This window comes from Paenibacillus caui (genome assembly GCF_019904135.1).
In the GTDB taxonomy this organism is placed as follows: Bacteria; Bacillota; Bacilli; order Paenibacillales; family Paenibacillaceae; genus Fontibacillus; species Fontibacillus caui.
In genome coordinates this window covers 23,322-45,388 of the sequence record NZ_JAIOGQ010000014.1, presented here as the reverse complement: position 1 = coordinate 45,388, position 22,067 = coordinate 23,322, and the positions used below count along the sequence as shown (strand labels likewise).

Here is a 22,067-nt window from a genome sequence, read left to right as displayed (position 1 = left end):
TGTTGAAATATGGAAAATACTGTTTGTCCATGGTGTCAAACCGAGATCGTTTGGGACGAAGAAATTGGACCCGAGGAAGAATGCCCTCATTGCCATAATGAACTCAAGGGTTACCGTACTTTGAATATTGCGCTTGGTGAAGATGAGGAAGATCTGGATCACGATCCGTCGTATGAAGGGGATACTACGGACGATTCATGGGAGCAAGATCGTCAGCATGGATTGACCCGGCTTCCTTCTATTCCGGGTGAAGAACACGACCTGCTTGCTTATGAGTCTTCTACCGGAAAAGTGCTGGAAAACCAGGAGCAGATGCCGGAATGTCCGCATTGCCGGGAGTATATGCTGTTTACCGGACAAAGCGTATTACCCGGTGACGCTTATACGGCTAACATTACACGGCCGCTGAAGTCACCGCTTCTGCAAGCCCCATTCACGATGAGCGTGTACGTTTGCCCCGCATGCTTTCATGTGAGCAGCTTCCTGACGGAAAAAGACCAGCTGCGTTTTGTTAAGAATGTGCAAACAGCCATCGAATAAACGGTTTTAGCAAAATTAAGCCGCTTCCGGTAAAGGAAGCGGCTTTTTTTAGCGAATAAGACGGTGACGGTTTTGAATTTCGCCGGGGCGAGAACAGTTCATCGGGAGATATATGGATATATTTCGTCCTTCACATAATGGAACGAGCGAAGGACATAATAGGGATTGTTCATTTAAATAAAGGAGGAAACCGTCTATGAACGCACAGCAGATGCAGGCTCTTTCAGGCAAGGAACTTGAATACATTTCGGATTCGATTACCAACGAAGACATTCAGATCAAATTATGCAGCATGGTTGCTTCCACAACCCAAAATCAGGCGATTCGCCAGGCTTGTCAGCAGTTTGTCCAAACTCATGAGCAGCATTTAAAGATGCTGACAGATTGTCTTCGTCAGCATGAACAGCTTGCGCCGGCGCAGCTTCAATAACGAGAGGAGAGATATATGATGAATATGCAGCAAAACCAGATGCTACCTGAAAAAGACCTACTGAATGCAACACTCGCCGATTTGCGCCGTTCGGTACGCGAATATGCAACGGCTACAACCGAAGCCGCATGCCCGATGGTCCGTCAAATGTTTACACAGCTGACGGACAGTTCGCTTAAGATCCAGGGAGAGCTGTACCAGTTGATGGCAAGCAACAATATGTACAATGTTCCATCCAAAGTACAGCGTCAGGAAGTCACCAAACGTTTGCAAAACGCGCAGCAAACGCAAACCGAAGCCCAGCAGTTCGTCCAGCAGCATTTGACTGCCATGGGGGCTCAGGCTATGGGAGCTCAGACGGCCGTACCGCCTCATCAGCCGAATGTGGGCACCACCCCACAATATAGCTAACCCGTTTTTGTTGCTTAAGAATTCAGCAAGTTTTTGTGCGCACTTTGGATAAAATGGAAAAACCGTCCGTCCGTGTTGTAATCTGCCACGGAATGGACGGTTTTTCTTTGCATAGGCAAGGAATTCATGTAATATAGGTATAAACTCAGCAGGCTTAGGAGGGGACATATGAAGGAAATAAGCAAACTCAAACAAAATTTGCTCGAATTGTTAAGAGAGGATGCAAGGTATACGCCGGAGCTGCTTTCCACCATGCTTGGCGTTACGGCGGATGAGGTCAAATCCGCTATCGCCGAATTGGAAGAAGATCACATTATCGTCAAATATGCGACCGTCATCAATAGCAAGAAGCTGGATGATGAAAAGGTAACCGCCCTGATCGAGGTCCAGATCACGCCGGAGCGGGACAGAGGATTCGATGCCATTTCGGAAAGAATTTACTTGTTTCCACAGGTGAAATCCGTCTATTTGATGTCGGGCGCCTACGATCTGCTGGTGGAGGTCGAAGGACGAAACCTGAAGGAAGTGGCGAACTTTGTCTCCGAGAAGCTCTCGACGCTTGAAAAGGTGCTCTCCACAAAAACGCATTTTATTTTGAAAAAGTACAAACAAGACGGCGTTATATTTGAAGACCATGAAGAAGACCACCGTCTTATGATTTCTCCGTAAAGGAAGTATTGAGATGATCGTGAATTCTGACAAACAGACTGGCAGCAAGAGTACTTCAATGCATTCTTATCTGGCTCCCCGCGTACAGGAGATTCAACCGTCAGGGATTCGGAAATTTTTTGATCTTGTCAGCTCAAGCAAGGATATTATTACGCTTGGAGTCGGTGAACCCGACTTTGTAACTCCATGGCATGTGAGAGAATCCTGCGTGTATTCGCTCGAACGTGGTTTTACCCGCTATACCTCGAATTCGGGAACGCCGGAACTGCGGGAAGCCATTGCACAATATTTGCATGACAGCTTTCAGGTCACTTATGAGCCGAAAGATGAAATTCTAGTTACCGTTGGGGGCAGTGAAGCGATCGACCTGGCTCTCAGGGCGCTCATTGCTCCGGGAGATGAAATTCTGATTCCGGAGCCTTGTTATATCTCCTATTCGCCCATCACGAAAATTGGAGGCGGTGTGCCTGTCGGCATCGAAACTTTTGCCGAGGATGACTTCAAGCTGAAGGCTGAGCATTTAAAAGCCAAGCTTACGCCGAATTCCAAAGTGCTGGTGCTTAACTATCCGAGCAATCCAACGGGCGGGATCATGACCTATGAGGACTGGGTTCCTATTGCAAAAGTGGTGGAAGAGCATGATCTGATCGTGATCTCGGATGAAATTTATGCCGAACTCACTTATTCCGGGAAACATGTTAGCTTTGCCTCTCTTCCGGGTATGAAGGATCGGACGATTCTGGTCAGCGGTTTCTCGAAAGCATTTGCCATGACCGGTTGGCGAATGGGCTATGCTTGCGGGCATCCGGATCTGATCTCGGCCATGCTCAAGATTCATCAATATACGGTCATGTGCGCGCCGGCAATGGGCCAAGTAGCTGCTCTAGAAGCGCTCACCAACGGAATGGAAGAGAAAGACCGGATGGTAGATTCCTATAATCAGCGCCGTCGCTTGATTGTTCAGGGACTTAGGGATATCGGTTTGGCCTGTCATGAGCCGCACGGGGCGTTCTATGCTTTTCCAAGCATCACATCGACGGGCTTAAGCTCGGATGAGTTCGCGCAAAGACTGCTTGTTGAAGCAAAAGTAGCGGCTGTCCCAGGGAACGTATTTGGACTTGGCGGAGACGGCTTTCTGCGCTGTTCTTATGCGACTTCGGTCGCACAACTCAACGAGGCCCTTCATCGGATCGGACAATTCGTGTATAAATTGGGCCGATAGTCCGGTATTCGGGTAAATAAGGCTTGTTTAACAAATTCTTCATCTTTTATTTGAACGCTGGATACTTCACATGGTATAATTTTTTTCTATAAAGGCTTTTTGGCTTTCATATTCCGTGTTCTGCCCGGAGAAGAAGGCGGTTTTTAACAGTCAAGGAGGAATGACCATGAGTTGTGGTGAATACAACTTGCCGATTTACGCTGGAGATTTTGTTGCTGAGGACAACCGTGAAAGATGGATCATCGAAGCCCGCAGCATCACCACTTCTGCTCGCAAAGCCTCCTTGGAGGATGAAATCAGGATGCTTCGCAGTCGGATGGAGAAGATTTTTCTTGAAGAACAGTCTTTTACATCGGATATTGTCGTTGAGATCAGCACCCTGCTTGACTTAAAGATCAATGAATACATGAGAGCCAAATATAAACAGTAACGAACGCCTGACCATGTGAATTTTATAGTTTCCGCGCTTAAGAGAAGATCCTTAGGGGTCTTCTTTTTGTTGGAATGTGTTATATTATGTAGCATAAGTTCATATGCAGGTTGAAGGGGGCTATTGCAAGGTTATGAAAATGTATACACGTTCGGGGGACAAGGGACAAACGTCGGCGGGCTTTGGAAGGGTGCGAAAGGACGATGACCGCGTCGAAGCCTACGGCACGATCGACGAGTTGAACAGCTTTGTCGGCCAGGCGGCAGCTTTGGCGGAAGTGGAAGGAAAACTCTTTGACGATCTTAAGGGACAGTTGATCCGGATTCAACATGAATTGTTCGACTGCGGCTCCGATCTTGCTTTTGTGGAGCGGGGGAAGCAAGACTATAAAGTACAGGCAGAGATGGCCAAACAACTGGAGCTTTGGATGGATGCTTATGAAGAGGAGAACCCGCCTCTGGAACGCTTTATTCTTCCGGGCGGCTCCTTGCTGGCTGCAACACTTCATGTGTGCAGAACGGTATGCCGCAGAGCCGAACGCCGTACAGTGACGATGGCGGGAAGCTGTGAAGCGAATCCTGAAGTCATCCGGTATTTGAACCGCTTGTCCGATTATTTGTTTGTAGCGGCACGCCTCGCCAATACGAGGGCCGGAAAGCCAGAGACCGAATATGAACGCAGCGGGAAGGTGTTTCGTTAATCGATCATGAGCCAGTATTACAACCCGATTGTTTACACCGTTGCCGCTGCGGAAGACGGCTGGCTGCTTAAGACGGTTCTGCAGCGCAGACTTGGCGTTTCCCGCAAGCTGATGTCCAGACTCAAGCTGACGGAGCAGGGCATAACGCTGAACGGAGAGCGGGTCTATATCAGCGTGACCGTAAAGGAAGGCGACCAGGTTGCCATCCGGCTCGAGCAGGAGATTTCCGAAGATATTTTGCCGCAGCCCATTCCGTTCGATATTCTTTACGAGGATGACGCGCTGCTGATCATTAACAAGCAGCCAGGCATCATTGTTCATCCTACCCATGGACACTATACGGAAACGCTGGCGAATGGAGTTGTTTATTACTGGCAGCAGCGGGGCGAACGCTTCCGCTTTCGTCCGGTTCACCGGCTCGATCAGGAAACGAGCGGCGTGCTGGCAGTTGCGAAAAATGCGTACGTCCATCAGCACATCTCCGAACAGATGCTCGCTGATCAGGTGCTCAAGAAATATTCTGCTTTTGTTCATGGAACACCGCCCATAGAAGAGAGAAGGATCGATGATCCGATCGACCGCGACCCGCTTGAGCCGCACCGCCGGATCGTTACGGAGAGCGGATATCCCGCACTGACCTTTTATCGTGTAAAAGAAAGCTATAAACACGGTTCCTGGGTAGAGCTTCAGCTTGGAACCGGCAGAACCCATCAAATCCGTGTTCATATGTCCCATCTGGGTAATCCGTTAATCGGAGATAAAATGTACGGCTTCTCCATGCTGCAATCGCTGGCGGAAGAAAAACGCCAGGCAGCGGCAAAGCTGGATGCGAGCATGAAACGGCAGGCGCTGCACGCCGAGAAGCTTGGATTTAAGCATCCCCTGACGGGAGAGCAGATCGTGTTTACGGCTCCGCTCCCGGAGGATATGCACCGGCTGAGGCAACTGCTGATCCAAGGACAGCCATAAAATAAAATGAACTACTCTACAAGGAGTGACTGAATTTTGAGTAAACTGACAGTCTATCAATACCCGAAATGCGGGACCTGCCGAAGCGCCGTAAAATGGCTTCAGGAGGCAGGCCACGAGCTGGAGCTTCATCATATCGTGGACGCCCCTCCTTCAGCTGCCGAATTGGGGCGTCTTGTGGAGCTTAGCGGCCTTCCGTTGAAGAAATTTTTTAATACAGCCGGCGAGGTATACAGGTCGCTCGGACTGAAGGACAAGCTTCCCGGGTTGTCGCCTGAACAGCAGCTGGAGCTTCTTGCGTCAAATGGCAAGCTGATCAAACGCCCGATCGTAACGGATGGCAAACGCGTAACCGTTGGATTCAAGCAGGAAGATTTTTCATCCGTCTGGGGACGATAAACTGCTTAATTCCGGCTAATATACTTCGTATGATATAGTTGTAAGTAGATTTGGAAAATATGAAATCTGCGAAACAAGATAAATGGTTTAAGGAGAGAGAATATTGACAGACCGCAAGGAAGAAACGCTGCTGCTTGTAGACGGAATGGCCCTGATGTTCCGCGCCTATTACGCCTCGGCCGCGAGCGGATACATCCGCCGCACCAAAGCCGGCCTGCCTACCAATGCCGTTTACGGCTTCATGCGTTATTTCTGGGACGCCGTCCAGAAATTTGCTCCCACCCATGTAGCCTGCTGCTGGGATCTTGGCAGCAAGACGTTCCGTACCCAGCAGTTTCCCGCATATAAAGGCAACCGTTCCGAAGCGCCGGATGATCTGATTCCCCAGTTCGCCGTCATCCGGGAGGTCATGGACAGCCTGGGCATACCGAATATAAGCGCCGAGGGCTACGAAGCCGACGATTGCATCGGCACATTGGCCGCGATGTACAGCAGCGATACGATGCATGTGCTTATTTTGACAGGGGATCACGATATGCTGCAATTGGTTACAGATCAGACCAGTGTGGCCATTATGAAAAAGGGCCACGGCAATTATTTCGTCTATACGCCGCAAAGCCTGATGGAAGAAAGACAGCTAACGCCTTCGCAAATTATAGATTTGAAAGGCCTTATGGGGGATCCAAGCGATAATTACCCGGGAGTTCGAGGTATTGGCGAGAAGACGGCTTTGAAGCTCGTTCAGGAATATCGCGACGTTGAAGGCATTCTCGCCAATCTGGAGCAACTATCCAAAGGGATTCGCACGAAGATTGAGGCTGACCTTAATATGCTGCATTTATCGAGGGAGCTGGCGTACATCCGCTGCGATGTTCAGCTTGAATGCAATTTGGAATCCTGCCGATGGGAACTGGACCCTCCTTCCGTAGTCGCCAAATTTGAAGAATTGGAAATGAAGAGCATTTGTTCATGGATGGGAGTGACGGCCCTGTGAAGGCTTATGTCATTTTGAAAAAAAAGCCGTGGATCTACGCCGGCGGAAAGATACTGACCCCGCCGGGCAGACTGCTCAGCAACACGCTTGTCTTTGGCGGACAAGTAGCCCAGTAATTTCAATCAATCGGTAAAATGCGGATCGCCAAGCACCTGGTTCAAGAAGCTGCGCAGTTCCGGTTCTTCTTCCTCCGTCAGGCCGAAGACCGAGGCAAGATACCCCTCTTCTTCAAGGTCATCCGTACCCAGGATGGCGGTTTTTCCCGCCTGAAGATCGGTTACGAGCTTCTTGCCGTAAAACCGGTTTGTTGTCGTTACGGCCAGATCGAACCGCTTCAGGGAAGGGCCGATGAACGTCACGAAACGGGTCGAGGTTTGCTCGGTGCTGTCCGACAGATAATCCAGATCTTTATCGGAAATCGACATAATGGCCTTGAGCCTCCTTAAGTACATGATAGAAATTCGGGTAACATTCGTTCCTCTGCCATTATAACGAAAAAAAACGTGCCAGGGAACGAAAATCCAGCTATTCCATTGACTGGATTACAAATTATGGTATTATAGATACAACAGTATACAACAAACGAGGAAGCACCTCTCCCAGCATGGCAGGAGAGGTGCTTTTTTATGTTCTCGGGAGAAGCGGTACTAACCCTGAAGAATGGTGGACAACATCCGTTTCTAGGTGTGTGCTGAATATGAGGGAGGGTGGCTAATGATGCGGATTGTATTTTTAAACAGCCTGGAGAAACGGAGCCGTGGCGAACAGCTATGCACGGCTCAGGTATGGATCGGCGAGGAGCAGGGGATATGGCGAATCGGCTGGGATGAAATCCCGGAGAACGGCGAGACCGGGCATTTGTGGTACGAAGGCGATTCCTGGTCGGAGATGCTGCACATTTACCGTTATCAGCTTGCAGTCAAGCTGGGAGACGGATACCGGCCGGTTATCGAGGGTGTCTTTCATGAGAACGAGGACATGCGGGGCAGCCTGACTCAGAAGCTTATCTGTTACAGCGAGCTTAAGGCGGATGAAGAATTGTACAACCAGCTCTGCGCGTGGCGGCGCAAACGGGCGGCGGCCGAGCGCAAAGCGCCGTACCTGATCGCCAGCAACCGGCTGCTGAAGCTTGTCAGCACGTTTATCCCGAAGAATAAAGAAGAGCTGATACAGCTGCCTGGCGTCGGAGAAGGCAAAGCTGGGGAGTACGGAGACGATCTGCTCGCCATGACCGCAGAGGTTCACCGCGACCTCGATTTTCCCCTCGATTGGGTGCAGCAGGAGCTGGATGAGGAAGTATTCCGCTCATGGATCTACAGACAGAAGGAAGCCAGGTTCAAAGCTGAAATGGAGAAATTCAGCCTGCGGAGAGTGCTGCTTAGCGCGATTAAGGACGGGCTTAGTTTGGAACAGATCAAGGAGACGTCCGGCCTGGGACGGCGCGAAGCGATAGAGTTTTTGGAGCAGCTCGAGAAAGAAGGATATGACACGGACAAGCTGCTTGCGCTGGAGCTTGCGGAAATGCCTGAAGCGGAACAATCCGCGGTATGGGATGCTTACCGGGAGATGGGCGATGCTTTTCTGAAACCGGTGCTGCAACGGGTATATGGCAGTGAATCCGGTTTGCCCGGGAATGAAGAATTGGAGAGAAGATATGAGCAGCTCCGGATGATTCGAATCCGGTACCGCAGAAGTAATCAAGGCCGCTCGCAGAGTGCATGATGAACGCATAGCATTCAAAAGGACGAAAGCAGGCAGCCCGGGTATGTCCGGATAAGTCCTAGTCCTGCTTTCGCCCTTATTTTTCAAATCCAGTCTTTCTTGCGGAAGAGATAGAACATGCCGAGGCCAAGCGTCAGCATAATGCCAAGCACGATAAAATAGCCATATTCGGTATGAATTTCAGGCATATTCTCAAAGTTCATTCCATAAATTCCGGTTATAAGGGTCAGCGGAATGAAGATTGTCGTTATCGCAGTAAACACGCGCATGATTTCGTTCGCTCTGTTGGCGATGCTCGACTGATAGGCTTCGCGCAAGTTGCCCATCAGCTCCCTGAACGTATCAAAGTTTTCAGATATTTTGACGGCATTCTCATAGATGTCGCTGAAATATTTCTGCAGCTGGTCATCGATGAGCCGGAGGTCTTTTTTATTGAGTACGTTGATGACTTCCTTTTGCGGCCCAAGCATTTTCTTGAGCCATAAAATTTCGCTTCGAAGCCCGATAATTTCACTTAGATGAGATCGTTTGGTATGAACCAATATATCTTCTTCCAGCTTTTCAATCTTGTCTTCAATCCGGTCACCGACCAGAAAATAATTGTCAACCACGAGGTCAACGAGCAGATAGAGAAAGCGGTCGGGTTCACTTACTTCCTGCTCCCACAGAATGGGTTTGACGGCACGAAGCTCGTTGATCTTCTGCTTGGTGACGGTAATGATAAAATGCCGGCCCAGAAAGATATTGAGGGCGCGAAGGAAAATTTCTTCATCATCAAACCGGATGCTGTTTACAACAATAAAATAATGGTTTTCATAAATTTCGATCTTTGGACGCTGTTCTTCCTCGCTCAGGCAATCCTCCACGGCGAGATCGTGCAATCCGAATACAGGCTGAAGCAAGGCCAGATCGTCTGTATCGGCATCAATCCAGTAAAAGCCTTCAGCCGGTGCAGTCAGAGCTGCCTTCAGGTCCTCTACAGGGGTAAATACCCCTGCGTTTACAAGGCGGATTTTCATCTGATTTCACTCCTTTGTATGTCTTGCACAGGAGAGAGAATCAGCGGCCGGCCATGAATGCATGCTTAATAAAACGCCGGAAAACGAAAGAATCCCCTACTTCCGTGAGCATTCTGCTGATGACTTTCCTGTGCGGTTGTGTTTGCCCTTGGGGATTTGCTCTGCGGACTAGGGTCGCCTTCCATTTCCAGTTCACCTCTTTTTTCTTTTAGGCTTTTAACACCTGTCTAGTATAACGCTGCGATATGATTATTTTCAAGCATAAGTCTATACTAAAACGGTCTAGAGCAGCATATGGAAATCGTCCCTGAAAGGTGCCGGATACATACAAAATAAAGCATTATATTCCGCTTGACGAAAGGCGGCCCATGCTATAAAGTTATTGCATGGAATGTTACATTTTCATGAATTAATAAAAATTGCATAAGGCGAAATCTTATCAAGAGCAGGTGGAGGGACTGGCCCGATGAAACCCGGCAACCGGCGAGCGATCGCACGGTGCTAATTCTTGCGGAACTTTAAGACAGGCGTTCTTAAAGTGTCTGAGAGATGAGAGAGGCGCGTACAAGTGAACGATATGACCTTTCTCAAGCTGGAGAAAGGTCTATTTGCTTTAGGCGCTCGTCTTTCTGTCATAGGATTACCGCTCATATGATCAAAGGAGGAACATCATTGCCAATCAAAATTCCCGATTATTTGCCGGCCAAAGAAGTGCTTGTAAATGAGAACATCTTCGTCATGGATGAAAGCCAGGCTTTTAAGCAGGATATCCGTCCGCTCAGGATCGCCATTCTCAATCTGATGCCGACCAAAGAGACGACCGAAGAACAGATTCTCCGTCTGCTTGCGAATACTCCGCTTCAAGTGGAATTTGTGCTGCTGCATCCTAGCTCCCATACTTCCAAAAATACGTCGGCCGATCATTTGGAGCAGTTCTACAAAACATTTGACGAGATCAAGCATCTTCGTTTTGACGGGATGATTATAACGGGTGCTCCTGTTGAGCAGCTTGAGTACGAAGAAGTGACCTACTGGGATGAAATCAAGCAGATATTCGAATGGACCAAAACCCATGTCACTTCAACGATGCATATTTGCTGGGCTTCCCAGGCCGGACTGTATTACCATTTCGGCATTCCGAAAGTCGCGCTTCTCAGCAAATGCTTCGGTATCTTTTCGCACAGTGTCAATATTCCGAATACGAAGCTGCTTCGCGGCTTTGACGAACAGTATCTTGTGCCGCATTCCCGGCATACCGAGGTCCGGAAGGAAGATATCGAGAAGGAGCCTTCGCTGGACATTTTATCGGAATCGGAAGATGCGGGCATTTACCTCGTGGCTACCCGGGATGGCAAGCAAATTTTCGTGACGGGCCATCCCGAATATGATCCGCTGTCTCTGAAATGGGAGTATGAGCGCGATGTAGCCAAGGGAATCGATATGCCGCTGCCGGAGAATTATTTTCCGAAAGACGATCCTTCGCGTACTCCACTGTCTTCATGGCGGGCGCACGCAAACTTATTATTTTCCAATTGGCTGAATTACTATGTGTACCAGGAAACGCCTTACGATATAGATTCCGAATTGAGCTTCTGCTACCAAATATAAAGGAGATGGGGAAATCATGACTGACAAAAAACTTCGCATTGAAAGCAGACTGGCACAGATCGGATCCATTCACGAACCGGTTACGGGCTCTGTGAATTACCCTATTTATCAGGCAACGGCGTTCAGACACCCGCGCCTTGGCCAAAGCACCGGCTTCGATTATGCGCGCACAAAAAGTCCGACCCGTTCGGTTCTTGAACAAGCGGCGGCAGAGCTGGAATCCGGGGACGCTGGATTTGCCTGCAGCTCGGGCATGGCTGCGCTTCAAACGGTTTTCACGCTGTTCAGCAGCGGGGACCATCTGATTGTGTCGCTTGATCTTTACGGCGGTACATACCGCTTGCTGGAGCGGATTTTGTCCCGTTACGGCATTACGGCTTCTTATGTCGATACCAACGATCTCGATGCGCTTGAAGCCTCGCGCCGTCCGGAGACCAAGGCAGTTGTCATCGAAACGCCGACCAATCCGCTCATGATGGTGACGGATATCAGTGCTGTCTGTACATGGGGCAAGAAGCACGGTCTGCTGACCATTGTAGACAATACGCTGCTTTCGCCGTATTTCCAGCGGCCTTTGGAGCTTGGAGCGGATATTGTCGTACACAGCGCCACCAAGTACCTCGGCGGTCATAACGATGTGCTGGCGGGTTTGATTGTAACCAAGGGAGCCAAGCTTTCGGAAGAAGTTGGATTTCTGCACAATTCGATCGGCGCCGTGCTTAGCCCGACAGACAGCTACCAGCTGATGAAGGGAATGAAGACGCTGGCGCTTCGGATGGAGCGCCATCAAAGCAACGCTCTTGCACTCGCGAGCTATTTACGCGAGCATCCGCAAGTAGCCGAAGTATTTTACCCGGGGCTACCGGATCATCCGGGCCATGACATTCAAAACCGGCAATCATCGGGGAATACCGGCATATTCTCATTCAAAGTGACGGACGCCCGCTATGTAGAGCCGATTCTGCGCAGTCTTGAATTGATCGCCTTTGCCGAAAGCCTGGGTGGAGTCGAATCGCTGATGACTTATCCCGCTATCCAGACGCATGCCGATATTCCAGCGGAAATCAGGGAAGCTGTCGGAGTGGATGACCGTCTCCTTCGTTTCTCCGTTGGCATCGAGCATCCGGACGATTTGATTGCGGATCTGGCGCAGGCGCTGGAAGCAGCACGACTTGAGGTTGAAGGAGGTCAGAGCCGATGAGCAGCGTAATTAATACGGATCAGAAGCATAAAGAACAACAAGCCCTCAACTTCGATACCAAGCTGCTGCATTTCGGTGCGGAGGTAGACGCTGCGACGGGCGCTTCCAGCGTGCCGATTTATCAAGCGTCAACCTTCCATCATGAAGATATCTTCAATCCGCCTCAGCACGATTACAGCCGTTCCGGAAATCCGACGCGGCAGGCGCTCGAGGACTATATAGCCCTGCTGGAAGGAGGGACGAACGGCTTTGCATTTCCAAGCGGAATGGCCGCCATCTCGGCGGCGTTCATGATGTTCTCCTCCGGCGATCATTTGATCGTAACGGAAGATGTGTACGGAGGGACTTACCGCCTGCTTACCGGTATTCTGAATCGTCTCGGAATCGACGCCTCCTTCGTGGACATGACCCGGATCGAAGAGGTCAAATCGGCGCTAAGACCGAACACGAAGGGGATTTATATGGAGACTCCTTCGAATCCTACGCTCAAAATTACGGATATTGCCGCTCTTGCCGCCTGGGGCAAGGAGCAGGGGCTGCTCAGCATGGTGGACAATACGTTTATGACGCCTTATTATCAGCGTCCTATTGAGCTGGGGGTAGACATCGTTTTGCACAGCGCGACCAAGTTTTTGGGCGGCCACAGCGATGTACTCGCAGGACTTGCCGTCACGGCGAACGAGGAGCTCGGACGCAAAATCAAATATTTGCAGAACGGCCTCGGCAGCGTGCTGGGCGTACAGGATTCCTGGCTGCTGATGCGCGGCATAAAGACGCTGTCGGCGCGGATGGCGCACAGCGAAATCAGCGCGCGCAAGCTGGCGGACTGGCTGAGCGGTCGGCCGGATATCGAAGCCGTTTATTATCCCGGCCTTGAAGGCCACCCCGGCCGTGAAATTCAGGAGCGGCAATCCAGCGGATACGGTGCCGTCATATCCTTCGATGCCGGCTCCGGAGAACGGGCGAAGCGGGTGCTGAACGCCGTGAAGCTGCCGCTTGTGGCGGTAAGCCTGGGCGCGGTGGAGAGCATCCTGTCCTATCCGGCCATGATGTCCCACGCTTCCATGCCTGCTGAGGTGAGACGGGAGCGCGGCATAACGGACGGACTGCTGCGCTTCTCGGTCGGACTTGAAAATATTGAAGATCTGATCGCCGATCTGCAGCAGGCGCTGGAGCAAAATCCGGTCTGAAAGCTACCGTTCCATCCAATGAAACGATTTTCACAAATTTTAAGCATCCGAGCCTTCGGGTGCTTCTTTTCTTATATGGAGTATGTTACGATTGATTAAGGTTTGATATTTAATTATTTATTCATTAAATGAGATATAAAGCTTAAGGGACGGAAGGAGGCTGCTTTCGTGGTAGCTATTGATTCAATACTTGATAAGGCGCTGCGCGGAGAACGGGTAAACCTTGATGAAGCGGTCGTTTTATTCGAATCGAATGAAGTGGAGAAATTGGGGCATGCCGCTAACATATTAATGGAAAGACGATATCCTGACCCGATTACCACTTTTGTCATAGGACGCAACATCAATTATACGAACGTTTGTGACGTGTATTGCCGTTTTTGCGCATTCTATCGCAGACCCGGCTCCGAAGAAGGCTATGTGCTTCCGGATGAGGTTATTTTCCAGAAAATACAGGAAACGATCGATGTAGGCGGAACGGAAATCCTGATGCAGGGCGGTACGAATCCGAACCTGCCGTTCAGTTATTACACGGACTTGCTGCGAAATATTAAGAAGAGATTCCCGGGCATCACGATGCATTCATTTTCACCGGCCGAAATTCAGAAAATGAAGGTTGTGTCGGACGGCCTGCCGCTCGAGGAGGTTGTGCGCCAAATTCACGAAGCTGGCCTCGATTCCCTGCCCGGAGGCGGAGCGGAAATACTGGATGACCGTACGCGGCGCAAGATTAGCCGTCTTAAAGGCTCCTGGACGGACTGGATGGATGTGATGAAGACCGCGCACCGTATCGGCATGAATACGACGGCGACAATGGTTATCGGCCTCGGGGAGTCGATGGAAGAACGTGCGCTGCACCTGATGCGCGTTCGGGATGCTCAGGATGAATGCATTCAAAGCGGCTTTGATTCCGAAGGCTTCCTGGCCTTTATCCCGTGGACTTTCCAACCGGACAACACGAATCTGAAGCTGGAACGCCAGACGCCTGAAGAATACCTGAAGACCGTAGCGATCAGCCGGATCGTACTGGACAATATCAAGCATTTTCAATCGTCCTGGGTCACGATGGGACCGGAAATCGGCCGTTTGTCTTTGCAATACGGATGCGATGACTTCGGAAGCACGATGATTGAAGAGAACGTCGTTTCATCGGCCGGGGCTACCCACAAGGTCAACATTGAATCGATTTTGTCCATTATCCGTTCGGCAGGAAAAATTCCGGCCCAGCGGAATACGAAATATGAAATTTTGCGCGTGTTCGATGAAAATATGACGATTGAACATGATTTTGTCATGCAGAACTAATCCCATCCATCAAACGAACAGCCCTCAATGAAAAAGCCGGTTCCCTTTCCCTTGCCAAGGTATAGGAGAACCGGCTTTTTTATACGTTTTTTGTTGAAAAGAACGGCTGCCTTCCAGCCATTACAAGGTCCCGTTTTCGTATACATGCTCCCTTTGAACCATATACTTTTCAGGAGGATTAGTGGAAGGGGCGATAAGATGCAGCTGTTTACCATTACAACATCGGTGGATTCCCGGCAGGCTGCAGAGGATTTCTGCGAAGCGTTCAGAGAAAGCGCCATCGGCTTGAATCACAGCCGAAGCGCCGGCGCTGATTATCGTTTTGCTTACGAGCCTGGCCGGGTAACCGTGATATGTGAAAACGAAGGTTCTACGCCACTGTCATCCAGAACGTTGAAAGGACTTAAAACAAAAGCAGCGGAAATGATTACAGAGCATGTGATTGAGAAGAAAGAGCCGTTTCTGCTTCGCAGGCTATTGTACAAATATTACTCGCTATACAATCATGAGGACGTTCCGGCAATCGTAAAGCTGGCCGTTCAGATTCTTGACGGATGGTCTGATTACGAGGTTCACAAGAGAAGCCGTGAGCGGCGAATTGCGGAAATTTACAGCTCATTTCATGATTATTTGCAGACTTCCTCTGTAATCGATATAGACGGCTGGATTTCTTTCCGAATGCCGGGCTTCATGGAGGAACTCAAAGACGCGCTGGATCTGGCTGTTGATGAGTATTTACTGGACAAACAGTACGAGGAATTTATTGAACTTTTGAAGTACTTTGTTCAGTTTCAGGATACACGGATCCCTTTAATTCATCTGAACCATATCAAGGGTACCGAATTCGAGTTTCTTGATGAAAAAATGCTGCCCGTTCAGCCGCTTCCCGAGTTTACAGGAATTACGATAACGATGGAGGATCAAGAGCTGCAGATGGAGGATGCCGTCGTCAGTTCACTCATCTCGCTTTCCCCGGGAAAAATCATGATTCACACCCGGGAGCCGGAGCTTCGGATGATCGCTACCATACAGGAAATTTTCGGGGATCGCGCACAGCTGTGCAGCGATTGACCGCTGGGGCTTGACGGGTGAAAGACGGACCGTTTATAATTACTGTCAGAATTTCAAAGCTAACAGCGAGGACGAAGACATGAACCAAACGCTGGCGCCGAGCAGAGAGAGGAAACAAGGCTGCAATTTCCTCCGGACTTCCGGTTTGGTTTACCCCTTTATAGCTGCGGCTCCGAACCAACCTTTCCAGATTAACGCCGGATTGGATTGAAGTAAGAACCGCCGGAACCATTACCGTTATGAAATGGCTTAATGAGGGCTGCTGTTTCCAGGGTTTATGATAACCGGAACGAAAGCTGAATTAGGGTGGAACCACGGGTAATACACTCGTCCCTTTGCGGGGCGGGTGTTTTTGTTATGTCTTCCGCTTCCGGAGCACTTCAAACTTAGGACTTAGGAGGAAAACAGACATGACAGTATCGATTTCTTTACCGGACGGCTCTGTCAGAGAGTATGCGGACGGCAGTACTTTGGAAGATGTAGCGGCTTCAATCAGCAGCGGTCTTCGTAAAAATGCGGTTGGCGGCAAAATGAACGGAATCACGGTGGATGTTGGCACGAAGCTTGAAAACGGAGCCCAGGTGGAGCTGCTGACCCTCGACTCCAAGGAAGGGCTGGAAATGATGCGCCACAGTACGGCGCATTTGCTGGCGCAGGCCGTGAAGCGTCTGTTCGGAAGCAAGGAAGTGAAGCTCGGGATCGGTCCCGTCATTGAAGACGGCTTCTACTATGATATGGATCTTGAGCATCCGCTAAATCCGGAGGATCTGCAGAAGATTGAGAAGGAAATGGAGCGAATCGTTGGCGAAAACCTGCCGATTACTAGGCGTGAAGTAAGCCGGGAAGAAGCGCTCGCGATCTTTACGGAGCTTGGGGATCCGTACAAGCTTGAACTGATCCGCGATCTTCCCGAAGACAGCGTCATTTCCATTTATGACCAGGGCGAATTTTTCGACTTGTGCCGGGGACCGCATGTTCCGTCAACCGGCAAAATCAAGGTATTCAAGCTGCTTAGCGTAGCCGGCGCTTACTGGCGCGGCAACAGCAAGAACAAGATGCTGCAGCGAATTTATGGTACAGCCTTCGTGAAAAAGGGACAGCTCGACGAGCATTTGCATCTGCTTGAGGAAGCGAAGAAGCGTGATCACCGCAAGCTCGGCAAGGAGCTGAAAATCTTCACTTTTTCGAATCTGGTAGGTCAGGGGCTGCCGATTTGGCTGCCTAACGGCGCCAAGCTTCGCCGCACGCTGGAGCGTTACATCGTGGATCTGGAGGAACGCCTCGGGTATCAGCATGTATATACGCCGGTGATGGGCAATGTGGAGTTGTACAAGACCTCCGGCCACTGGGAGCACTATCAGGAGGATATGTTCCCGAAAATGGTGCTGGACAACGAGGAGCTTGTCCTCCGCCCAATGAACTGTCCTCACCATATGATGGTGTACAAAAGCGAAATGCGCAGCTACCGGGATCTGCCGATCCGGATTGGCGAACTCGGCATGATGCACCGCTATGAAATGTCAGGCGCACTGACCGGTTTGCACCGTGTTCGCGCCATGACGCTTAACGACGCGCATATTTTCTGCCGTCCTGACCAGATTAAGGATGAATTCGCACGGGTCATCAAATTGATCCAGCAGGTTTATAACGATTTCGGCATCAAGGATTACCGCTTCCGCTTGTCCTACCGCGATCCGGCGGATACGGAAAAATATTTTCCGGATGATGAAATGTGGGAAATGTCTCAGCGAATGCTTCGTGAGGTTGTTGAGGCGCTTGATATTCCGTTCTTCGAAGCGGAAGGCGAAGCGGCATTCTACGGTCCGAAGCTGGATGTGCAAATTCGCACCGCGTTGGGCAAGGAGGAAACCTTGTCGACCTGCCAGCTTGACTTCCTGCTGCCGCAGCGCTTTGAACTGGAGTTTGTCGGCGACGACGGCCAGAAACACCGTCCGGTTGTCATCCACCGCGGCATTATCAGTACGATGGAGCGTATGACGGCCTTCCTGCTGGAGAACTTTGCCGGGGCGCTCCCGCTGTGGCTGTCTCCCGTTCAGGCGAAGATTATTCCGGTATCCGGCGCATTCGAAGCCTACGCCCGTGAAGTTGCCGAAAAGCTGCAGGAAGCCGGAATTCGCATTGAAGCGGACCTACGGAATGAGAAGCTCGGTTACAAGATCCGGGAAGGCCAGCTGGAAAAAGTGCCATATATGCTGATCGTCGGCGAGAACGAGCAGAATGGTGGAACGGTATCCATCCGCAAACGCGGCGAAGGCGATATCGGCGCGAAAGTGCTGGCCGAAACGGTTGCTCTGCTGCAGGAAGAAATCCGTACTCACGCGATCTGATTCCGGAGCTGATTTCGGGTTTGAAGTTGGACCATTTCTTCAGATTATTATGAAATAGGTATAAATCAAGGCGCATGTGGACACCCTTCGACTAAGGGGGAGGTTACACATGCGCTATTTTCATTTTTGGAGAAAATTTACCATCGGGTTTGTTCTATCCGTATTGTTTATAAATTTAGGCACTCAAGGCGGGAATACGGCATTGGCGACAGGGGACGCCGCGGTTCGAAAAGCGGGCAATATGATCGGCAAGGTTAGGCCCGATGCCGGCAAACTGGCTCAGCCTGTTGCAGGAAAGCAAAAGGAGCCCGAGACAGTAACCGTTGTGGCAACAGGTTATACGGCGGGGTTTGAGTCGACAGGAAAACGTCTCGGTCATCCTCAGTACGGAATTACCTATTCCGGCGTGAAGGTAAGACGCGACAAAAATACGGTATCGACGATTGCCGCTGACCTGAAAGTATTTCCATTAGGTACAATTCTGTATATACCGGGCTATGGATACGGTGTCGTTGCGGACAAAGGCTCCGCGATCAAAGGGAAAAAGCTTGACCTTTATTTTTCGACTACAAAACAGGTATTCAAGGAATGGGGCAAGAAAAAAGTTGAAGTGCGCGTCGTAAGGCGCGGCAGCGGGAAACTGACGGAGCAAATGCTGAAGGAATTCGGCAATGCGATTGCAGTCAACAAGGATCTGATTGATACGGGCTGGGAAGAGTCTATCTAAATGTTACCTGCATACGTGGGGGGCAATCTTCACATAATACATTTCGGCTAATCCTTTAGGGATAAGCTCAAATATATTTGGAGGTGCTTCAAAGTGGCCAAAAACAAAGGTTACAAAACACCGAACGAAAAGTTTGACGCTGAGTTTGCTGATCTTTCCGCCAATCCTGTGCAAAAGAAAGTAAAGCAAGCCCAAAGCCAAGGACAAAGCCAAGGACAAAGTAAATAATGGACTAAAGATCCATGCAAAAAGGATGCCAAAGAAACGGCATCCTTTTTGTTTTGTGCTGAAGATGGCAGTTTGCTTGGCTGTTCCTGAATTTTTGAAACGGGAAATCGGTCTCAAGACCGAGGTCCCTTCAATCTGCCGCCGCTGTCCAACTCTTGATGAATCAGTTAAACTAGGGTACAGATGAAGCATCAACTAGTTTATGAAAACGGGGGATTAACATGTTTAATGGATGGTCTGGCAGAGCGTTTGGAGGTTTGATCCTGCTCGGGTTAGGTGTTCTGCTGCTTTTGAATATGCTGGGAATCGTTGATGTCAGCATCGGTTATTTGTTCGCCACCTATTGGCCGGTATTTGTTATTCTGGCCGGTCTTTCGCAGCTGTCTCACGGCTTCCGCCATGGCGGAGCAGCGTTGGGAGGCATGATCGTAACTGCCGTGGGCGCTTTTTTTCTGGCAAGAAATCTGGACCTGATCGATTTGTCCGCCGGCGACTTCTTTAAATTTGCGGTGCCTGTTGTGCTAATTGTTGCAGGCCTGTCCGTATTATTCAAACCTTCCAGACGCAATCGTTCAGGCGATTCCGGCTATGAGCGGCCAGTTCCGCCTGCGGCTCCCATTGACAGCAGTCTGCATCCGGATTTCGGATCCACTGTGGATGAAGCATTCGAACAGGCATTTCCGGAAGAGAAGAAGCGTAATGACGAAGAAGAGAAAAAACACAAAGCCGGAGACGAGAAGCGCCGGCACCATTCATATTCGGGGTATGATCATGGCCACGCCCATAAATTCAACCGGTCCGGATTCATCGGCGACGTCAGGCTGGGCGACGACTATTTTGAGCTTAAGCCTACGAACATTTCCCACTTTATCGGGGATACGATCATCGACCTGACCAAAGCGCAAATTCCTTACGGGGAAACAAAAATCAATGTCTCCGCATTCATCGGCGACGTCAAGGTGTTCATTCCTGCGGATGCAGACCTTGGAATTTCGGTTTCGTCCAGCTCGTTTATCGGGGACATGAAGGTGCTTAAGGAGAAGCAGGGCGGATTCTTAAGCAGCGTCTCTTCGCATACACCAAACTATAATGAAACAAATAAACGGGTAAAGCTGTCTGTCAGCGTCTTTGTCGGCGACATCCGGGTCAATACGGTGGGATAATATGATTATGATGAAGGTTTTAAAAAGTACGAAATGGGAGCTGCTTTGCTACTTTTTGCTGACGGGTGTGCTGACGGCGGGCGTATTGTTTGCTGGAAATTGGGCCCATTACATTGAAGTTACAGATTCCAGGATATGGATTTATTATTTGATGGGGATCCTGATATTCACCGTTGTCATTGGCTACATTGCGGGTCAGCGGATTCAGCGGCGGATCGACGTGCTCCATTTGAGCATGCTTCAAGTGGCCAAAGGCAATCTGGCTGTCCGGATTCCCGAAACGCTGGATCTCACATTTGCCGGGATATACAGCGAGTTTAACACCATGACCGAAGCTGTTGAGAAAAAGATGCATCTGCTTCAGCAGCTGGGCGAACAGGAAGTGACCAATAAAGAGCAGACCGCGGAGAGGGCGGTACTGGAAGAACGGCGGCGGCTGGCCCGTGATTTGCATGACACGGTTAGCCAGCAGCTTTTTGCTGTTCATATGGCCGCTTCTTCCTTGCCAAAAATACTGGAGATTCAGCCCGATCAGGGACGAGAGGTTATGGAGCAGTTGATTCAGATGTCTAATACAGCTCAAAAGCAAATGCGGGCACTGATTGCCCAGCTTCGCCCCATGGAATTGGTCGGCAAGTCGCTCGCTGAGGCTTTGGACCAATGGTTTCCGGATTACTGCAGGCAAAACGGCCTCAAGGGCGTAAAAGACCTCGATCTCCAGGGAAAGCTTTCCGAAGCGATTGAACATCAGCTTTTTCTGATTATTCAGGAGGCTATGGCGAATATTGTCAAGCATTCAGGCGCTCACCTGGTCAGTCTTGCCTTGAACGAATCGGCCCGGCAGGTCGTACTTAGTGTCAGCGATGATGGTCAGGGCTTCAGTTCTTCGCTCCACAAGCAGGGCTCCTACGGATTGATGACGATGAGGGAGCGTGCCGAGAAGCTTGGCGGACAGGCGGAGATTATCAGCAAGCCGGGGGCGGGAACGACCATTCGGATTCATATTCCGAAGTTTGAGGAAGCGAAGAAAGGGGAACAACAATGAGTGATGGAAAAGTAAAGGTCATGATCGTCGATGATCATGACATGGTGCGAATGGGACTGAAAACGTATTTATCGATGGAACCAAGCTTTGAAGTGATCGCGGAAGCGAGCGACGGCCAGGGGGCTATCAACTACCTGAATAATGCCGAGTCTGAACTTTATCCCGATATTATACTAATGGATCTTATGATGCCCGGCATGAACGGCGCTGAGGCGACACGCCACATCCTCGGCAGTTACCCGGGGCTGAAAATAGTCATTTTGACCAGCTTTCTCGAAGATGAACTGGTCGTGGAAGCTGTGGAATCGGGGGCGGTCAGCTATGTCCTGAAGACCGTGTCGGCCGAAGAACTGATCTATGCCCTCCAGGGAGCCTATAGAGGAATGCCGGTAATGACAGGAGATGTGGCTCAGGCCTTAACGCGTGGAATTCGCCAAAGAACGGTCCAAGGGGATTCCGCCGGGCTTACCGAGCGTGAGAAGGAAGTGCTGCTGCTGATCGCAGAAGGGAAGAGCAACAAGGAAATCGGAGAAGAATTACATATCAGCATCAAGACCGTCAAAACACATGTCAGCAACCTGCTGATGAAATGCGAGCTCGACGACCGTACCCAGCTGGCTATTTATGCTCATCGCCAAGGGTGGGTATCAAATTCCTGAGGTCCGATTACGGGTCT

At 50.2% G+C, this 22,067-nt stretch carries 24 protein-coding genes and 1 riboswitch; of the genes, 22 read left to right on the top strand and 2 right to left on the bottom strand.

Annotated features, from left to right (window positions below; genetic code table 11):
* Nucleotides 1–9: 9 nt before the first annotated feature.
* From K7397_RS10175 to K7397_RS10130, 10 genes are all read left to right on the top strand, one after another.
* Nucleotides 10–540 (top strand): hypothetical protein, encoded by a 531-nt coding sequence (locus K7397_RS10175; protein WP_223067846.1) that lies wholly within the window; start codon nt 10–12, stop codon nt 538–540.
* 196 nt (nt 541–736) lie between these two features.
* Nucleotides 737–970, top strand: a complete 234-nt coding sequence (locus tag K7397_RS10170; RefSeq protein WP_223067845.1) for a hypothetical protein — start codon at nt 737–739, stop codon at nt 968–970.
* Between the two features lie 15 nt (nt 971–985).
* The gene (locus K7397_RS10165) at nt 986–1,381 is read left to right on the top strand and encodes a spore coat protein (protein ID WP_237690827.1); all 396 of its coding nucleotides are present in this window, start codon (nt 986–988) and stop codon (nt 1,379–1,381) included.
* A 168-nt stretch (nt 1,382–1,549) separates the two neighbouring features.
* Nucleotides 1,550–2,050, top strand: coding sequence for an Lrp/AsnC family transcriptional regulator (locus K7397_RS10160; protein WP_223067844.1), 501 nt, complete (start codon nt 1,550–1,552; stop codon nt 2,048–2,050).
* Between the two features lie 13 nt (nt 2,051–2,063).
* Complete coding sequence (locus K7397_RS10155; RefSeq protein ID WP_223067843.1) at nt 2,064–3,272, top strand: aminotransferase class I/II-fold pyridoxal phosphate-dependent enzyme; 1,209 nt, start codon at nt 2,064–2,066, stop codon at nt 3,270–3,272.
* 166 nt (nt 3,273–3,438) lie between these two features.
* Nucleotides 3,439–3,702 carry an aspartyl-phosphate phosphatase Spo0E family protein gene (locus tag K7397_RS10150; RefSeq protein WP_223067842.1) on the top strand — a complete coding sequence of 88 codons (264 nt, stop codon included), beginning with the start codon at nt 3,439–3,441 and terminating at the stop codon, nt 3,700–3,702.
* Nucleotides 3,703–3,835: 133 nt separating this feature from the next.
* Complete coding sequence (locus K7397_RS10145) at nt 3,836–4,402, top strand: cob(I)yrinic acid a,c-diamide adenosyltransferase (protein ID WP_223067841.1); 567 nt, start codon at nt 3,836–3,838, stop codon at nt 4,400–4,402.
* Between the two features lie 6 nt (nt 4,403–4,408).
* Nucleotides 4,409–5,371 carry an RluA family pseudouridine synthase gene (locus tag K7397_RS10140; protein WP_223067840.1) on the top strand — a complete coding sequence of 321 codons (963 nt, stop codon included), beginning with the start codon at nt 4,409–4,411 and terminating at the stop codon, nt 5,369–5,371.
* A 36-nt stretch (nt 5,372–5,407) separates the two neighbouring features.
* On the top strand, nt 5,408–5,770 hold the full coding sequence (locus K7397_RS10135; RefSeq protein ID WP_223067839.1) for an arsenate reductase family protein: 363 nt from the start codon (nt 5,408–5,410) through the stop codon (nt 5,768–5,770).
* 103 nt (nt 5,771–5,873) lie between these two features.
* On the top strand, nt 5,874–6,764 hold the full coding sequence (locus K7397_RS10130) for a 5'-3' exonuclease (protein ID WP_223067838.1): 891 nt from the start codon (nt 5,874–5,876) through the stop codon (nt 6,762–6,764).
* Between the two features lie 122 nt (nt 6,765–6,886).
* Here the strand turns inward: K7397_RS10130 and K7397_RS10125 are convergent, their stop codons facing one another.
* Nucleotides 6,887–7,189 (bottom strand): DUF3055 domain-containing protein, encoded by a 303-nt coding sequence (locus K7397_RS10125; protein ID WP_223067837.1) that lies wholly within the window; start codon nt 7,187–7,189, stop codon nt 6,887–6,889.
* 289 nt (nt 7,190–7,478) lie between these two features.
* Between K7397_RS10125 and K7397_RS10120 the strand changes: the two genes are divergently transcribed.
* A complete protein-coding gene (locus tag K7397_RS10120) occupies nt 7,479–8,486 on the top strand; it encodes an HRDC domain-containing protein (RefSeq protein ID WP_337926705.1) in 1,008 nt (335 codons plus the stop codon).
* Nucleotides 8,487–8,569: 83 nt separating this feature from the next.
* On the opposite strand, the gene corA is transcribed toward K7397_RS10120, so the two are convergent.
* On the bottom strand, nt 8,570–9,505 hold the full coding sequence (gene corA, locus K7397_RS10115; RefSeq protein ID WP_223067836.1) for a magnesium/cobalt transporter CorA: 936 nt from the start codon (nt 9,503–9,505) through the stop codon (nt 8,570–8,572).
* 433 nt (nt 9,506–9,938) lie between these two features.
* A riboswitch (SAM riboswitch) is annotated at nt 9,939–10,061 on the top strand.
* Nucleotides 10,062–10,177: 116 nt separating this feature from the next.
* Here corA and metA point away from each other — a divergent pair.
* From metA to K7397_RS10065, 11 genes are all read left to right on the top strand, one after another.
* Nucleotides 10,178–11,113: a homoserine O-acetyltransferase MetA gene (gene metA / locus K7397_RS10110; RefSeq protein WP_223067835.1), complete on the top strand. Its 936-nt coding sequence runs from the start codon at nt 10,178–10,180 to the stop codon at nt 11,111–11,113.
* Nucleotides 11,114–11,129: 16 nt separating this feature from the next.
* On the top strand, nt 11,130–12,314 hold the full coding sequence (locus K7397_RS10105) for an aminotransferase class I/II-fold pyridoxal phosphate-dependent enzyme (RefSeq protein ID WP_223067834.1): 1,185 nt from the start codon (nt 11,130–11,132) through the stop codon (nt 12,312–12,314).
* Nucleotides 12,311–13,504 carry a trans-sulfuration enzyme family protein gene (locus tag K7397_RS10100; RefSeq protein ID WP_223067833.1) on the top strand — a complete coding sequence of 398 codons (1,194 nt, stop codon included), beginning with the start codon at nt 12,311–12,313 and terminating at the stop codon, nt 13,502–13,504. The genes K7397_RS10105 and K7397_RS10100 overlap by 4 nt, the downstream gene beginning before the upstream one ends.
* A gap of 168 nt (nt 13,505–13,672) precedes the next feature.
* Nucleotides 13,673–14,809, top strand: a complete 1,137-nt coding sequence (gene mqnC / locus K7397_RS10095; RefSeq protein ID WP_223067832.1) for a cyclic dehypoxanthinyl futalosine synthase — start codon at nt 13,673–13,675, stop codon at nt 14,807–14,809.
* Between the two features lie 198 nt (nt 14,810–15,007).
* A complete protein-coding gene (locus K7397_RS10090) occupies nt 15,008–15,880 on the top strand; it encodes a putative sporulation protein YtxC (RefSeq protein ID WP_223067831.1) in 873 nt (290 codons plus the stop codon).
* A gap of 410 nt (nt 15,881–16,290) precedes the next feature.
* Entirely contained in the window at nt 16,291–18,228 is a 1,938-nt protein-coding gene (thrS, locus tag K7397_RS10085; protein ID WP_223067830.1) for a threonine--tRNA ligase, read from the top strand.
* 109 nt (nt 18,229–18,337) lie between these two features.
* Complete coding sequence (locus tag K7397_RS10080; RefSeq protein ID WP_273545609.1) at nt 18,338–18,955, top strand: 3D domain-containing protein; 618 nt, start codon at nt 18,338–18,340, stop codon at nt 18,953–18,955.
* 93 nt (nt 18,956–19,048) lie between these two features.
* The gene (locus K7397_RS21840) at nt 19,049–19,183 is read left to right on the top strand and encodes a hypothetical protein (RefSeq protein ID WP_273545608.1); all 135 of its coding nucleotides are present in this window, start codon (nt 19,049–19,051) and stop codon (nt 19,181–19,183) included.
* Nucleotides 19,184–19,404: 221 nt separating this feature from the next.
* Complete coding sequence (gene liaF / locus K7397_RS10075) at nt 19,405–20,346, top strand: cell wall-active antibiotics response protein LiaF (protein WP_223067829.1); 942 nt, start codon at nt 19,405–19,407, stop codon at nt 20,344–20,346.
* A gap of 7 nt (nt 20,347–20,353) precedes the next feature.
* On the top strand, nt 20,354–21,391 hold the full coding sequence (locus tag K7397_RS10070) for a sensor histidine kinase (RefSeq protein ID WP_420488773.1): 1,038 nt from the start codon (nt 20,354–20,356) through the stop codon (nt 21,389–21,391).
* Nucleotides 21,388–22,050 carry a response regulator gene (locus K7397_RS10065; protein ID WP_223067827.1) on the top strand — a complete coding sequence of 221 codons (663 nt, stop codon included), beginning with the start codon at nt 21,388–21,390 and terminating at the stop codon, nt 22,048–22,050. The genes K7397_RS10070 and K7397_RS10065 overlap by 4 nt, the downstream gene beginning before the upstream one ends.
* Nucleotides 22,051–22,067: the final 17 nt, after the last annotated feature.

Coding starts and splice junctions, on each gene's coding strand:
- thrS (WP_223067830.1), top strand. CDS start 16,291: ATGACAGTATCGATTTCTTTACCGGACGGCTCTGTCAGAGAGTATGCG.
- K7397_RS10150 (WP_223067842.1), top strand. CDS start 3,439: ATGAGTTGTGGTGAATACAACTTGCCGATTTACGCTGGAGATTTTGTT.
- K7397_RS10070 (WP_420488773.1), top strand. CDS start 20,354: ATGATGAAGGTTTTAAAAAGTACGAAATGGGAGCTGCTTTGCTACTTT.
- corA (WP_223067836.1), bottom strand. CDS start 9,505: ATGAAAATCCGCCTTGTAAACGCAGGGGTATTTACCCCTGTAGAGGAC.
- K7397_RS10125 (WP_223067837.1), bottom strand. CDS start 7,189: ATGTCGATTTCCGATAAAGATCTGGATTATCTGTCGGACAGCACCGAG.
- K7397_RS10100 (WP_223067833.1), top strand. CDS start 12,311: ATGAGCAGCGTAATTAATACGGATCAGAAGCATAAAGAACAACAAGCC.
- K7397_RS10120 (WP_337926705.1), top strand. CDS start 7,479: ATGATGCGGATTGTATTTTTAAACAGCCTGGAGAAACGGAGCCGTGGC.
- K7397_RS10165 (WP_237690827.1), top strand. CDS start 986: ATGATGAATATGCAGCAAAACCAGATGCTACCTGAAAAAGACCTACTG.
- K7397_RS10160 (WP_223067844.1), top strand. CDS start 1,550: ATGAAGGAAATAAGCAAACTCAAACAAAATTTGCTCGAATTGTTAAGA.
- liaF (WP_223067829.1), top strand. CDS start 19,405: ATGTTTAATGGATGGTCTGGCAGAGCGTTTGGAGGTTTGATCCTGCTC.
- K7397_RS10155 (WP_223067843.1), top strand. CDS start 2,064: ATGATCGTGAATTCTGACAAACAGACTGGCAGCAAGAGTACTTCAATG.
- K7397_RS10065 (WP_223067827.1), top strand. CDS start 21,388: ATGAGTGATGGAAAAGTAAAGGTCATGATCGTCGATGATCATGACATG.
- K7397_RS10090 (WP_223067831.1), top strand. CDS start 15,008: ATGCAGCTGTTTACCATTACAACATCGGTGGATTCCCGGCAGGCTGCA.
- K7397_RS10140 (WP_223067840.1), top strand. CDS start 4,409: ATGAGCCAGTATTACAACCCGATTGTTTACACCGTTGCCGCTGCGGAA.
- K7397_RS10080 (WP_273545609.1), top strand. CDS start 18,338: ATGCGCTATTTTCATTTTTGGAGAAAATTTACCATCGGGTTTGTTCTA.
- K7397_RS10170 (WP_223067845.1), top strand. CDS start 737: ATGAACGCACAGCAGATGCAGGCTCTTTCAGGCAAGGAACTTGAATAC.
- K7397_RS10175 (WP_223067846.1), top strand. CDS start 10: ATGGAAAATACTGTTTGTCCATGGTGTCAAACCGAGATCGTTTGGGAC.
- K7397_RS10145 (WP_223067841.1), top strand. CDS start 3,836: ATGAAAATGTATACACGTTCGGGGGACAAGGGACAAACGTCGGCGGGC.
- K7397_RS10105 (WP_223067834.1), top strand. CDS start 11,130: ATGACTGACAAAAAACTTCGCATTGAAAGCAGACTGGCACAGATCGGA.